11 protein-coding genes are annotated in these 13,217 nt (G+C 68.5%); 7 read left to right on the top strand and 4 right to left on the bottom strand.

What is annotated here, in order from left to right:
* Positions 1-44 precede the first annotated feature (44 nt).
* From ACH0AE_RS14320 to ACH0AE_RS14300, 5 genes are read left to right on the top strand one after another with little or no spacing between them, the layout of a single operon-like run.
* Positions 45-1,610, top strand: a complete 1,566-nt coding sequence (locus tag ACH0AE_RS14320) for a tryptophan halogenase family protein (protein ID WP_294441901.1) — start codon at positions 45-47, stop codon at positions 1,608-1,610.
* Entirely contained in the window at positions 1,607-2,323 is a 717-nt protein-coding gene (locus ACH0AE_RS14315) for a SapC family protein (RefSeq protein ID WP_294441900.1), read from the top strand. The genes ACH0AE_RS14320 and ACH0AE_RS14315 overlap by 4 nt, the downstream gene beginning before the upstream one ends.
* Positions 2,316-3,344, top strand: a complete 1,029-nt coding sequence (locus ACH0AE_RS14310; RefSeq protein WP_406875826.1) for a cupin-like domain-containing protein — start codon at positions 2,316-2,318, stop codon at positions 3,342-3,344. Before ACH0AE_RS14315 ends, ACH0AE_RS14310 begins: the two co-directional genes overlap by 8 nt.
* Entirely contained in the window at positions 3,341-4,840 is a 1,500-nt protein-coding gene (locus ACH0AE_RS14305; protein ID WP_294441898.1) for a tryptophan halogenase family protein, read from the top strand. The genes ACH0AE_RS14310 and ACH0AE_RS14305 overlap by 4 nt, the downstream gene beginning before the upstream one ends.
* Before the next feature lie 9 nt (positions 4,841-4,849).
* Positions 4,850-5,902 carry a LacI family DNA-binding transcriptional regulator gene (locus ACH0AE_RS14300; RefSeq protein ID WP_294441897.1) on the top strand — a complete coding sequence of 351 codons (1,053 nt, stop codon included), beginning with the start codon at positions 4,850-4,852 and terminating at the stop codon, positions 5,900-5,902.
* Positions 5,903-5,930: 28 nt separating this feature from the next.
* On the opposite strand, the gene ACH0AE_RS14295 is transcribed toward ACH0AE_RS14300, so the two are convergent.
* From ACH0AE_RS14295 to sucC, 4 genes are all read right to left on the bottom strand, one after another.
* Positions 5,931-6,665, bottom strand: a complete 735-nt coding sequence (locus ACH0AE_RS14295) for a phytanoyl-CoA dioxygenase family protein (RefSeq protein ID WP_294441896.1) — start codon at positions 6,663-6,665, stop codon at positions 5,931-5,933.
* 3 nt (positions 6,666-6,668) lie between these two features.
* Entirely contained in the window at positions 6,669-7,598 is a 930-nt protein-coding gene (locus ACH0AE_RS14290) for an electron transfer flavoprotein subunit alpha/FixB family protein (RefSeq protein ID WP_294441895.1), read from the bottom strand.
* 76 nt (positions 7,599-7,674) lie between these two features.
* Positions 7,675-8,424 (bottom strand): electron transfer flavoprotein subunit beta/FixA family protein, encoded by a 750-nt coding sequence (locus ACH0AE_RS14285; RefSeq protein WP_294441894.1) that lies wholly within the window; start codon positions 8,422-8,424, stop codon positions 7,675-7,677.
* 116 nt (positions 8,425-8,540) lie between these two features.
* Positions 8,541-9,740, bottom strand: coding sequence for an ADP-forming succinate--CoA ligase subunit beta (sucC, locus tag ACH0AE_RS14280; RefSeq protein ID WP_294441893.1), 1,200 nt, complete (start codon positions 9,738-9,740; stop codon positions 8,541-8,543).
* A 139-nt stretch (positions 9,741-9,879) separates the two neighbouring features.
* Here sucC and ACH0AE_RS14275 point away from each other — a divergent pair, with 139 nt between their 5' ends.
* Complete coding sequence (locus ACH0AE_RS14275) at positions 9,880-12,636, top strand: helicase C-terminal domain-containing protein (protein ID WP_406875885.1); 2,757 nt, start codon at positions 9,880-9,882, stop codon at positions 12,634-12,636.
* A gap of 12 nt (positions 12,637-12,648) precedes the next feature.
* Positions 12,649-13,188, top strand: a complete 540-nt coding sequence (locus tag ACH0AE_RS14270) for a histidine phosphatase family protein (RefSeq protein ID WP_294441891.1) — start codon at positions 12,649-12,651, stop codon at positions 13,186-13,188.
* Positions 13,189-13,217: the final 29 nt, after the last annotated feature.

Below are 13,217 nucleotides of genomic sequence, written 5' to 3'. Positions count from 1 at the left end.
GTGGCTATTTTCGGCCAGCGGCGGCAAGTTGCGGCGGCTGGGAAATGGACAGGCAAGTGGACAGGCAGGTCGCCAATATCGTGATCGTGGGCGGGGGCACCGCCGGGTGGCTGGCCGCTGCCACGATCGCGGCCCGCGCCGATCCCGACGCCGCCGTGCCATTGTCGGTGACGCTGATCGAATCCCCCGACGTGCCGACGATCGGGGTGGGCGAAGGCACCTGGCCGACGATCCGGCGGACGCTGTCGCGCATCGGCATTCCGGAAGCCGAATTCCTCATCGCCTGCGATGCCTCGTTCAAGCAAGGCTCGCGCTTCATCGGCTGGCGCACGGGAGCGCCGGACGACGCGTATCTCCATCCCTTTTCGATGCCCGCCGAGGGTGATCCACGCGCGCTGGTGGCGGCGTGGCGGGCGGGGGCGGAGCCGCGCTTCGCCGATGCGGTGACGCCGCAGGCGCGGGTCTGCGCGCTCGATCTCGCGCCGCGGCAGCGCGCGATGCCGGATTACGCCGGCGCGCTGAACTACGCCTATCACCTCGATGCGGTGAAGCTCGCCGCGCTGCTGCAGCGCCATGCGACCCAGCGGCTGGGCGTGCGCCATGTGCGCGACCATGTCGTATCGGTGGCGCAGCATGAGGATGGCGACATTGCCAGCGTGCGGCTGCGCGAGAGCGGCGAGGTGGCGGGCGACCTGTTCATCGACTGCACCGGCCATGCCGCGCTGCTGATCGGCGGTACCTATCGCGCGGCCTTTCTCGATCGGGGGCATGAACTATTCAACGATCGTGCACTCGCGATCCAGGTGCCGGTGGCGCCGGACAGCGCGATCGCCTCGACCACCAATGCGACGGCGCACGAGGCGGGCTGGATCTGGGACATCGGGCTGCCGACACGGCGAGGCGTCGGCTGCGTCTATTCGTCCGCGCATTTGAGCGACGATGCCGCGGCCGAAACGCTGCGCGCCTATCTGCAGCGCACGGCGCCCGGCGTCGACATCGCGGCACTGAGCCCGCGGCGGCTGACGTTCCGATCCGGGCACCGGGCGCGTTTCTGGGAACGCAATTGCCTGGCGATCGGGCTGTCCGCCGGTTTCCTCGAGCCGCTGGAAGCATCGGCGATCGTGACGATCGAGCTTGGGCTGGAAGCGCTGCTCGATAATTTCCCGCGGACGCGCGGCGCGATGGAGCGACATGCGCGGCGCTTCAACGAACTGTTCCGCTATCGCTGGGACCGGATCGTCGATTTCCTCAAGCTGCATTACGTGCTGAGCGAGCGGACCGAGGAATATTGGCGCGCGAACCGCGATTCCCTGACGGTGCCGCAGCATCTCAGCGACCTGCTGGCGATCTGGCGCGACCAGCCGCCGAGCGCGCGCGATTTCGCGATGGTGGACGAGATCTTCCCGGCGGCGAGCTATCAGTACGTGCTCTACGGCATGGGCGGCGCGGCGCCGGCGGCGGGGCCAGTGCGCATCGACGGGCGCGATGCAGCGGCGGCGTCGCTGCGGCAGAACGCGCAGCGCGCCCGCGCGCTCACCGCCAGCCTTCCCACCAACCGCGCCTATCTAGACCAGCTGCGCGCACCATCAGGCCATAAGGCGACCGCATGACCACCAGCCACGCCATCCTCACCGTCGAGGCGCACCGCGAGCTGCGCGTGCGCACCGACCGCGGGCCGGAGCTGGGCGACGCGGTGATGAACAGCCTCGCCATGCCGCGCGAGTTTCGCGACGTGCAGCAGCATTACCCGATCCTGTTCCGCCTGAACGCGGAGCGCGACGGCTTCACCGCGCTCGCCATGTTCGGCTTCGAGGCGGGGGAGAATCTGTTTCTCAACGGGGATCGGTGGGACGCGGGGTATCTGCCGCTGGCGATCGAGGTGCAGCCGTTCCTGATCGGCGGCGCGGATGGCGAGGGGCAGCGGCAGGTGCATGTCGACCTCGCCAGCCCGCGCCTGTCGAACGACGAGGGCGTGCGGCTGTTCGAGCCGGAGGGGCGGCCGACGCTGTTCCTTGAAGCGATGGCCGAGAAGCTCGGCGCGCTGGATGCGGGCTACCGCGAATCCGCTGACTTCTTCGCCGCGCTGCGCCGCCACGACCTGCTCGAGCCGCTGACGCTGGAGATCACGCTGGCCGACGGCTCGACCAACCGGCTGGTCGGCTTCCATGTGATCGACGAGGAGAAGCTGCGCGCGCTGGATGGCGAGGCGGTGGCGGCGCTTCACCGCGACGGGCATCTGATGCCGATCTTCATGGCGCTCGCCTCGCTCGGCAACCTGCATGATCTCGTCGCGCGCAAGAACCGGCAGCGGGCGCATGGCTGAAGGCGACGCGGGGATCTTCGCGGACCTGCGGCTGGTCGACGAGCGCAGCGTCGCCGGCACGACGCTGGACGCCGCGCTAACCGGCGCGGAGACTCCGTTCGTGGTGCGCGGGCTGGTGCGGGACTGGCCGCTGGTGCAGGCAGGGCTCGAATCCGGCCTGGCGGCGCGCGACTATCTGCTGCGGCGGCGGCGCGATGCGCCCTTCACCGTCTCGGTCGGCGCGCCGGGCAGCGACGGGCGGCTGTTCTACGACGAGGCGATGCGGATGAACTTCCGCGTCGCCAAGGCGAAGCTGCCCGACATCTTCCGCCAGATCGACGCGGTCGAAGCGCAGCCGGACGCGCCGCCGATCTACCTCGCCTCGATCGACATGCACGATTATTTCACGGGGCTGGCCGAGGCGAATACCGTCGACCTTGGCGCGCGCGAACCGCTCGCCAGCATCTGGATCGGCACGCGCACGCGGATCGCGGCGCATAACGATTTCCCGCGCAACCTGGCGTGTGTGGCGGTGGGCCGGCGGCGCTTCACGCTGTTCCCGCGCGAGCAGTTCCGCAACCTGTACCTTGGGCCGATCGACAATACGCCAGCGGGGCGCGCCGTCAGCATGGTCGACTTCCATGCGCCCGACTTTGCCCGCTATCCCGGGTTCCGCGAGGCGCTGCGCCATGCGCAGGTCGTTGAGCTGGAGCCGGGCGACGCGCTCTACATCCCGTCGATGTGGTGGCACCATGTGGAGGGGCTGGCGCCGTTCAACGTGCTGGTGAACTATTGGTGGCGCGACACGCCGCGCTGGCTGGGGCAGCCGCAGGATGCGCTGAACCACGCGCTGATGGCGATCCGCGACTTGCCGGCAGACGAGCGCGCGCACTGGCGCGACATGTTCGATCATTATGTGTTCGGCGATCCCGACGCGGCGCGGGCGCATATCCCGGAAGGGGCGCGCAGCGTGCTCGATCCCCTGACCCCCGACAGCGCGGCGCGGATCCGCGCGTTCCTCCTGCGACAGCTGAGCCGATGACCGACATGCCCCCGCGCCGAATCGTGATCGCCGGTGGCGGCACCGCCGGCTGGATGGCCGCCGCCGCGATCTCGCGCACGCTCGGCCGGGCGGCCGAGGTCACCCTGGTCGAATCGGAGGCGATCGGCACGGTGGGCGTCGGCGAAAGCACGATCCCGCCGCTCGTCGGCTACAACCGGCTGCTCGGGATCAACGAGGCCGAGTTCATGGCGGCGACCAACGCCACCTTCAAGCTGGGCATCCTGTTCGACGGCTGGCGCGACGGGACGGACCGCTATTTCCATTCCTTCGGCTTGACCGGCAAGGATCACTGGTCCGCCGGCTTCCAGCATTTCTGGCTGCACGGGCGCGAGAAGGGGCACGAGCAGCCGTACGACGATTATTGCCTGGAGCTGATCGCGGCGATGCAGGGCAAGTTCGCGCATCTGCCCGATGATCGGATCAACTATGCCTATCAGCTCGATTCCGGCCTCTATGCGCGCTTCCTGCGCACGATGGCGGAGCAGCATGGCACGACGCGGATCGAGGGGCGGATCGCATCGGTCGAGCTTGACGGCGAAAGCGGTGACATCGCAGCGCTGACATTGGACGGCGGCACGCGCGTGACGGGGGACCTGTTCCTCGACTGCACCGGTTTTCGCGCGCTGCTGATCGAGGGCGCGCTGCACGCCGGGTTCGACGACTGGACACACTGGTTGCCGTGCGATTCCGCAATTGCGCTGCAGACCGCGAGCGTGGCGCCGGCGGTGCCCTATACGCGCGCGATGGCGCATGATGCGGGGTGGCAATGGCGCATCCCGCTGCAGCATCGGGTGGGCAACGGCATCGTGTGGTGCAGCCGGTACCTTTCGCGCGAGGCGGCGCTGGAGCGGCTGCTGGGCAATGTCGAGGGCGAGGTGCTGAGCGAGCCCAATCACCTGCGCTTCGTCACCGGCGCGCGGCGCAAGCAATGGCATCGCAACTGCATCGCGATCGGCCTGTCGGGCGGGTTCATGGAGCCGCTGGAATCGACCAGCATCCACCTGATCCAGCGCGCCGTGATCCGGCTGATCCGGATGCTGCCCGCGGGGCCGATCAGCCCGCGCGACATCGCCGAGTTCAACGATCAGCAGCTGACCGACATGGTGCAGATCCGCGACTTCCTGATCCTGCACTACAAGGCCACCGATCGCCGCGACAGCGCCTTCTGGCGGCAATGCGCGGCGATGCCGATCCCCGACAGCCTGGAGCAGAAGATCGAGCTGTTCCGCGATACGGGCCGCGTCTTCCGCCGCAACGAGGAACTGTTCGCGGAGAACAGCTGGGTGCAGGTGATGATGGGGCAGGGGATCATGCCGCGCAGCTGGCACCCGATCGCCGCCAAGCTGACCGACGAGGAACTCGCCCGGCTGCTCGCGACATTGCGCGACCAGGTGACACGCACCGTGGCGACGCTGCCGCCGCATGCCGATTATGTCGCGCGCTATTGCGCCGGCGCACGCCAGCAAGCCGCCTGAGCGTCACAGATGGGGCGGCGACGGCAGGCAGTCACGATCAAGCATGTTGCCGCGGATGCGGGCGTCTCGTTGCAGACGGTGAGCCGCGTCATCAACAAGGAGCCGAACGTCCGGCCCGAGATGATGCAGCGCGTGCAGGCGTCGATCGCGAAGCTCGGCTACGTACCGTCGATCGCGGCGCAGCGGATGGGCGGCTCGCGATCATATCTGATCCTGGCGCTGAACGACCGCGAGCGCACCATCGCGGACTGGCGCAAGCGCGAGGGATCCGACTGGGTCGACCAGATGCTGCTGGGCGGCATGCTGAAATGCGCCGAGCACGGCTATCGCCTGATCTTCGAGCTGGTCGACACGCATAGCGACCATATCGAGCGCGAGCTTTCCGCCGCGATCGCCGCGCTTCAGCCGGACGGCGTGATCCTGACCCCGCCGCATTCGCACAATCCGCTGATCACCGGGCTGCTGGAGCGATCGGGCATCGCCTTTGCGCGGATCGGATCGCTGAAGGACGGGGCGGGCTTTCGCTTCACCATGGGCGACGAGATCGCGGCGCGCGACGCCACGATGCACCTCGTCGGGCTTGGTCATCGGCGGATCGGCTTCATCGCCGGGCCGGCGGATTATGAGCTGAGCGGCTGGCGCATCGAGGGATGGCGCTGGGCGATGCAGGCGGCGGGCCTCTCCAGCAACGGGCTGATGGCGACGGGTGACTTCAGCTACGCCTCCGGGGGGACCGCAGCGGCTGGGCTGCTCGACCTTGCCGACCCTGTAACTGCGATTGTCGCGAGCAGCGACCAGATGGCGCTGGCGACCATTGCCGAGGTGCGGCGGCGCGGCCTCGAGGTGCCGGGTGACGTTTCGGTGGTGAGCTTCGACGATACGCCGGTGGTGCGGTTCCATCAGCCGCAGCTGACCGCGATCGCGCAGCCGATCGCCGAGGTTACGGCACTGGCAGTCGAGGCGCTGATCGCGGCGCGCGACGGCGATGTGGACGACGGCCCGGTGGAAGTGCCGGCGCGGCTGATCGCGCGCGGGTCGACAGGGCCGGTTCGAGCGGGGTGAGGTAAGTCGCGGCACCTCAGCGCCGTTACTAGATGCCCCTCCATTCCAGCGGCAGAGGGAGATCGGTGCCGGCGAAATCAACTTGAAGCACGCGCCGGCGGCCAGCACCTGAGGATGCATCAGAGGCGTGGAGGATCGGGGTGGCGTACACCCAAATATCGCCGGCTTCGGCTTCGCACGTGCGACGTCCGTGAGCTTCAACGGCCGCTATGATCTGATCTTCCGGCACCCTTCCGACCCGGTGTGAGCCAGGAGCGATAATCAAAGGGGCGTTGGTGGCAGGCACGTCATCCAAATGGATCCGCAACGTCACCATCTGTTCGATGATGGTGAAGGGAGGCTCTACGTGCTGCAAGCCATGTTTGCGGCTCCACGGGCCGAAGCCCGCCATCTCGTGCCGCTCACGGACAACGATGGTGCGATCCTGGTGCCACCCGAGAGACCAGTTGGTCACGGGGCTCTTGTCGAACAGAATGGCGCGGACCGGAATGACGGAGCGGGCCGATGGCGGAAGATGCCGCGCCGCCACCGTCCGGATGCCGTCGGCATCGACGACGGCGCGGAGAGCCGGATCGTCTCTGAGGCGAAGTCCCGCTTGGCCGCGAACTTGTTCATCTGCCCAGCGGCAAAGCTGGCTTAGAATAGAAAGGGCGGCGCCCCGGTAGAGCGCCGCCCCATCTGATTCGAACGTCAAATCCTGCGCGCCGCCGTGCCGCGCCATCCCCTCGCTTCGCTCGGAGATGGCAGCAGACGGCTGCGGCATGGATCAGAGCTTCTCGGTGAGCTCCGGCACGACCTTGAACAGGTCGCCGACGAGGCCGATGTCCGCGACCTGGAAGATCGGGGCGTCTTCGTCCTTGTTGATGGCGATGATGGTCTTGGAGTCCTTCATGCCCGCAAGATGCTGGATCGCGCCGGAGATGCCGACCGCGATATAGACTTCCGGGGCGACGATCTTGCCGGTCTGGCCGACCTGATAGTCGTTCGGCACGAAGCCGGCATCGACCGCGGCGCGGCTGGCGCCGACGCCGGCGCCGAGCTTGTCGGCCAGCGGCTCGATCAGCGAGCGGAAGTTCTCGCCGTTCTGCAGCGCGCGGCCGCCCGAGACGATGATCTTCGCGCTGGCAAGCTCCGGACGCGCGCTCTTGGCGATTTCCGAGCTTTCGTAGGTCGAGAGGCCCTTGTCCCCGGTCGAGGCAACGGCCTCGACTGCCGCCGAGCCGCCTTCTGCCGCCGCCTTGTCGAAGGCGGTGGTGCGGACGGTGATCACCTTCTTCGCATCCGAGCTCTGCACGGTCGCGATCGCGTTGCCGGCGTAGATCGGACGGGTGAAGGTGTCCTCGCTCTCGACCGACAGGATCTCGGAGATCTGCATCACGTCGAGCAGCGCGGCAACGCGCGGCGCGATGTTCTTCGCCGAGGTGGTGGCCGGCGCGACGAACGCGTCGTGATGGCCCATCAGCTCGACGACCAACGGCGCGACGTTTTCGGCCAGCGCGTGCGCGAAGGCATCGTCGTCAGCCACGTGGACCTTGCCGACGCCGGCGATCTTTGCGGCTTCCTGCGCCACGCCGTCAACGCCCTTGCCGGCGACCAGCAGGTGTACTTCGCCCAGCTTCGACGCGGCGGTCACCGCGGCGAGCGTGGCATCCTTGACGGTCGAACCGTCGTGCTCGACCCAAACCAGAGTCTTCATCTTGAACCTCTTTCCTCTCCCCGTCGGGGCCGCGTCCGCGCGGCGCCCGGGACGGGATCAGTGACCGGCGGTGCGCTTACTTCGCGACGCCCATCGCCTTGAGCTTCATCACCAGCTCGTCGACATCGGCGACCTTGACGCCAGCCTGGCGCTTGCCCGGCTCGACGACCTTGAGCGTCTTGACGCGCGGCGTGGTGTCGACGCCGTAATCGGCGGCGGTCTTGGTCGCGAGCGGCTTCGACTTAGCCTTCATGATGTTCGGCAGCGAGGCGTAGCGCGGCTCGTTCAGGCGAAGATCGGTGGTGACGATCGCCGGCAACTTGAAGTTGTCGGTTTCGAGACCGCCATCGACTTCGCGCGTGACCTTGACGGTCTCGCCCGCCACTTCGACCTTCGAGGCGAACGTGCCCTGGCCCCAGCCGAGCAGGCCGGCGAGCATCTGGCCGGTCTGGTTGTTGTCGTCGTCGATCGCCTGCTTGCCCAGGATGATGAGCTGCGGCTGTTCCTCGTCGGCGATCGCCTTCAGGATCTTCGCGACGGCGAGCGGCTCGACCTTGTCGTCCGAGGTGACGAGGATCGCGCGATCCGCACCCATGGCGAGCGCAGTACGCAGCGTTTCCTGCGCCTTCGCCTCACCGATCGACACGACCACGATCTCGGTCGCCACGCCCTTTTCCTTCAGGCGGATGGCTTCCTCGACCGCGATCTCGTCGAACGGGTTCATGCTCATCTTGACGTTGGCCAGATCGACCCCCGTCCCGTCCGCCTTCACGCGGGGCTTCACGTTATAGTCAAGCACGCGCTTGACCGGCACCAGAACCTTCATTCCACTCTCCAATCGTCACCCCGGTCGACGCCGGGGTCTCCCGGTTAGGTCGCGCTCCATGTCGGGGAGATGCCGGCCGAAACCGGCATGACGATGGAGGCGCGGGTTCGACTTCGTTACGCCGCCTTCTTTACCTCGGCGACGATCTTCTTGGCGGCATCGCCGAGGTCGTTCGCAGGAACGATGGCGAGGCCGGAATTGGCGAGGATTTCCTTGCCCTTGTCGACGTTCGTGCCCTCGAGGCGCACGACCAGCGGCACCGAGAGGTTCACTTCCTTCGCCGCGGCAACGATGCCCTCGGCGATGATGTCGCACTTCATGATCCCGCCGAAGATGTTGACGAGAATGCCCTTCACGTTCGGATCGGCGAGGATGATCTTGAACGCCGCGGTGACCTTCTCCTTCGAGGCGCCGCCGCCGACGTCGAGGAAGTTCGCCGGGAACATGCCGTTCAGCTTGATGATGTCCATCGTCGCCATGGCGAGGCCGGCGCCGTTCACCATGCAGCCGATGTCGCCATCGAGCTTGATGTAGGCGAGGTCGTACTTCGACGCTTCGAGCTCGGCGGGATCTTCCTCCGTCTCGTCGCGCAGTTCCATCAGGTCCTTGTGACGGAACATGGCGTTGCCGTCGAAGCCGACCTTGGCGTCGAGCACCATCAGCTTGTTGTCGTCCGTGACGGCAAGCGGGTTGATCTCGATCTGCGAGGCATCGGTGCCGAGGAAGGCGTCGTACACCTTGCCCGCGAGGCTCTGCGCCTGCTTGGCGAGATCGCCCGTGAGGCCGAGCGCATGCGCCACGGCGCGGCCGTGATGGGGCTGGAAACCGGTGGCCGGATCGACCGAGAAGGTGTGGATCTTCTCGGGCGTGTCGTGCGCGACGGTTTCGATGTCCATGCCGCCTTCGGTCGAGACGACGAACGCGACGCGGCCGGTGGCGCGATCGACGAGCAGTGCGAGGTAGAATTCCTTCGCGATGTCGACGCCGTCCGTCACGTACAGGCGGTTGACCTGCTTGCCGGCCTCACCGGTCTGGATCGTCACCAGCGTGTTGCCGAGCATCTCGGTCGCGGCGGTGCGGACCTCGTCTTCGGTCTTGGCCAGGCGGACGCCGCCCTTTGCCTCGGGCGGAAGTTCCTTGAACTTGCCCTTGCCGCGGCCGCCGGCGTGAATCTGCGCCTTGACGACGTAGAGCGGCCCGGGAAGCTTCTTGGAAGCCTCCACCGCTTCTTCGACGCTGAGCGCCGCATAGCCTGCGGGAACGGGGACCCCGAACTTCGCGAGCAGTTCCTTGGCCTGATATTCGTGGATGTTCATGGACCGGCGCGCCTCACCATAACAGAAGTCACGGCGGCCTTAAGCACAGGGGGCCGGGGGAATCCAGCCTTCGCGTTCGGTTTGTCCATGGCGGAGGAGGAAGACGGGGCGGATCGCGGCGGCGCGCAGGGGCATGGCGATGGCGCGAAGCGGGTGGCGCGCGTTGCTGGTATGTTCTACGAGTCGCGGGGTGAGCGCGTTTCCCTATCCGGCCCTTCATGCCAGCCACACCGGCATCTGGATCGCGCAAGGCGGCGAGGTGCGTGCCGTGTCGCGCGGCGAGGCGATCCGCGCGGCGGCCGATACGCCGATGATCGTGATGAACGCGCCGCTCGTCGGGCAGCGGCTGGGCTATGCCGATCTGTCGGGGCTGGACCTCCTGGAGCTGTTCGCGTTCCTGCGGCCCGCGCGCTTCATGGTGCCGACGCCAAAGGGGCTGGCGGCGGTGACGGGGCTTGACCTGCCGTCGGACGATGCGGGCATCGCGCCCTTCCTGATCGAGGCGGCGGAGCGGCTGCTGGCGATCCCGCAAGGCGACTGGCCGGAGCGGGAAGGGGCATGGACCGCGGCGCAATCGCTGTTCCGGCTGCGCTGGGCGTGGGCGCCGCTGCTGGCAGACCGGATCCGCAAGCCGGCGACGAACGAGCGCTGGCTGTTCTCGCGCCTGCCGGAATGGGAGGAAGGCGCACCGCGCCCGGCGCCGCGTACGGTGGCGATCGATGCGGATGCGACGCAGCAGGCGCTCGCAAGGCTGGTGGGCGAGGGGGCGGAGACGCGGCCGGGGCAGCGGGCTTATGCGGCGGCGGTGGCGGGTGCCTTCGCGCCGCGCACGACGCGCGAGACGCCGAACGTGGTGCTGGCCGAGGCGGGAACCGGGATCGGCAAGACGCTGGGTTATCTGGCGCCCGCGAGCCTCTGGTCCCATGCCGCCGGGGGCGCGGTGTGGGTGTCGACCTATACCAAGGCGCTGCAGCGGCAGCTGGGGCACGAGACGCGGCGGGTTTATCCCGACGAAACGGTGCGGCGCGCCAAGGTGGTCACCCGCAAGGGGCGGGAGAACTACCTGTGCCTCCTCAACCTGGAGGATGCGCTGCAGGGCGGCTTTGCGGGCCGGGCCGCGGTGCTGGCGCAGCTCGTCGCGCGCTGGGCGGCCTATAGCGCGGACGGCGACATGGTGGGCGGGGACCTGCCGGGGTGGCTGACCACGCTGTTCCGGCGCAACGGATCGACCGCGCTGACCGATCGGCGCGGCGAATGCGTCTATGCCGGCTGCCCGCATTACCGGAAATGCTTCATCGAACGCGCGGCCCGGGCATCGGCGGAGGCGGATATCGTGATCGCCAACCACGCGCTGGTGATGGTGAATGCTGCGCGTGGGCGCGAAACCGCGACCCGGCCGACCCGCTACGTGTTCGACGAGGGGCATCACCTGTTCGATGCGGCGGATTCGATGTTCGCCACCGCGCTGACCGGACAGGAGACGATCGAGCTCCGCCGCTGGATCATCGGCCCGGAGGCGGGGAGCCGCGGGCGGCGGCGCGGGCTGGCGGCGCGATTGTCGGACGTCGCGAGCTATGACGAGGCCGGCGCGCAGGCGATCGCGGATGCGGTGAAGGCGGCGCAGGCGCTGGCGGCGGACGGATGGCTGCAGCGGCTGGGCGAAGGCGCACCGTTCGGGCCGATCGAGACGCTGCTGGCGAGCGTGCGCGGCCTTACCTATGCGCGCGCCGAGGGGGCGGAGGATGCCGGCTATGCGCTGGAGACCGAGCTGGCCGAACCGTCGGCGGAGCTGATCGAGGCCGCCGCGCCGGCGGCGGTAGCACTGGATTCGCTGTACCGGCCGCTGGTGGCACTCGGCAAAAGGCTGGAGGCGGTGTTGACCGATGCGCCGGACTGGCTCGACGGGCAGGCGCGGGCGCGGGTGGAAGGCGCGATCGCTTCGCTCGGCTGGCGCGCGGAAACGGTGGCATCGTGGCTGTCGCTGATCGCGCGCGTCGGCGGGCCGGCGAACCCGGACTTCGTCGACTGGCTGGCGGTGGACCGGGTGGAGGGGCGCGAGTTCGACATCGGGCTGCATCGCCACTGGCTGGACCCGACACGGCCTTTCGCCGAGATCGTGCTGAAGCCGGCGCATGGCGCGCTCGTCACCTCGGCGACGCTGACTGCCGGGGGCGACTGGGAGACGGCCGAGACGCGGGTGGGCGCGGCGCATCTGATGCGCGCGCCGGCACGGTTCGAGGCGAAGAGCCCGTTTGATTATGCGAGCCGAGCCGAAGTGCTGGTGGTGACCGACGTGAAGCGCGGCGACGTGCCGGCGCTGAGCAATGCCTATGCGCGGCTGATCGAGGCGGCGGGCGGCGGCACGCTGGGGCTGTTCACCGCGATCCGGCGGCTGCGCGGGGTGCATGCGCGAATCGCGGACCGGCTGGCGCGTGGCGGGCTGCCGCTGATGGCGCAGCATGTCGACCCGATCGACACGGGCACATTGGTGGATATCTTCCGCGATGATCCGCACACTTCGCTGCTGGGCACGGATGCGCTGCGCGACGGGGTGGACGTGCCGGGCCATTCGCTGCGGCTGGTGGTGATGGAGGGCGTGCCCTGGCCGAAGCCGACCGTGCTTCACGCGGCGCGGCGGCTGGCGGGCGGCGGCAGCGCCTATGATGATCGGATCGTGCGCGCGCGGATGGCGCAGGCGTTCGGGCGCCTGATCCGATCGGCCGAGGATCGCGGCGTCTTCGTGCTGCTGTCCGCCGCCACGCCCTCGCGGCTGCTGGATGCCTTCCCCGCAGGCGTGCCGATCGCGCGCGTGCCGCTGGACGAGGCGATCGCGCGAGTCGCTTCCCGGCTTTCTTCCGGCGCTGCGTTAAGGCATGAGGCGGCTCCCGCCACATGACGGAGTGCTTCCTTGAAGACGGTGACGCTGCTGCGCCACGCCAAATCGGGCTGGGACGACGCTGTCGCCCGTGACTTCGATCGCCCGCTGAATGCCAAGGGCCGCAAGGCCGCGCAGGCGATGGGCCGTCACCTCAAGCGCCTGGGGCTGGGGTTCGACCATATCGTTGCCTCCCCCGCGCAGCGGGTGATGGAGACGGTGGCGGATCTTGCCGCCGGCTATGGCGCGGCGATCGAGCCCGCCTGGGACAAACGGCTCTACCTTGCCTCCGCAGCGACGCTGCTGGACGTGGCGCGCGAGACGCCGGCGGATGCCGGGCGGCTGCTGATGATCGGCCACAATCCGGGGCTCGAGGATTTCGTGCTGATGCTGACGCAGGGCGGCGAGCCCGACATGATCGCAGCGGCGGAGGAGAAATACCCCACCGCCACCCTCGCCGAACTGAGTTTCGATATCGACGACTGGGCGTCGCTGGCGCCGAACCACGGCACGCTGACCCGCTTCGTGCGCCCGCGCGATCTCGACCCGGCGCTGGGGCCAAGCGGCGACTAAGCCGGAACCGAACGGGGCCCCGGCGCGAG

Origin of the sequence: Sphingomonas sp. 179-A 2A2 NHS (genome assembly GCF_045371305.1) — a bacterium.
Taxonomy (GTDB): domain Bacteria; phylum Pseudomonadota; class Alphaproteobacteria; order Sphingomonadales; family Sphingomonadaceae; genus Sphingomonas.
Note: the sequence above shows the minus strand (reverse complement) of the source record. Positions and strands in the feature narration are given on the sequence as shown.

Coding starts and splice junctions, on each gene's coding strand:
- ACH0AE_RS14320 (WP_294441901.1), top strand. CDS start 45: ATGGACAGGCAAGTGGACAGGCAGGTCGCCAATATCGTGATCGTGGGC.
- ACH0AE_RS14315 (WP_294441900.1), top strand. CDS start 1,607: ATGACCACCAGCCACGCCATCCTCACCGTCGAGGCGCACCGCGAGCTG.
- ACH0AE_RS14310 (WP_406875826.1), top strand. CDS start 2,316: ATGGCTGAAGGCGACGCGGGGATCTTCGCGGACCTGCGGCTGGTCGAC.
- ACH0AE_RS14305 (WP_294441898.1), top strand. CDS start 3,341: ATGACCGACATGCCCCCGCGCCGAATCGTGATCGCCGGTGGCGGCACC.
- ACH0AE_RS14300 (WP_294441897.1), top strand. CDS start 4,850: ATGGGGCGGCGACGGCAGGCAGTCACGATCAAGCATGTTGCCGCGGAT.
- ACH0AE_RS14295 (WP_294441896.1), bottom strand. CDS start 6,665: ATGCCGCAGCCGTCTGCTGCCATCTCCGAGCGAAGCGAGGGGATGGCG.
- ACH0AE_RS14290 (WP_294441895.1), bottom strand. CDS start 7,598: ATGAAGACTCTGGTTTGGGTCGAGCACGACGGTTCGACCGTCAAGGAT.
- ACH0AE_RS14285 (WP_294441894.1), bottom strand. CDS start 8,424: ATGAAGGTTCTGGTGCCGGTCAAGCGCGTGCTTGACTATAACGTGAAG.
- sucC (WP_294441893.1), bottom strand. CDS start 9,740: ATGAACATCCACGAATATCAGGCCAAGGAACTGCTCGCGAAGTTCGGG.
- ACH0AE_RS14275 (WP_406875885.1), top strand. CDS start 9,880: ATGGCGCGAAGCGGGTGGCGCGCGTTGCTGGTATGTTCTACGAGTCGC.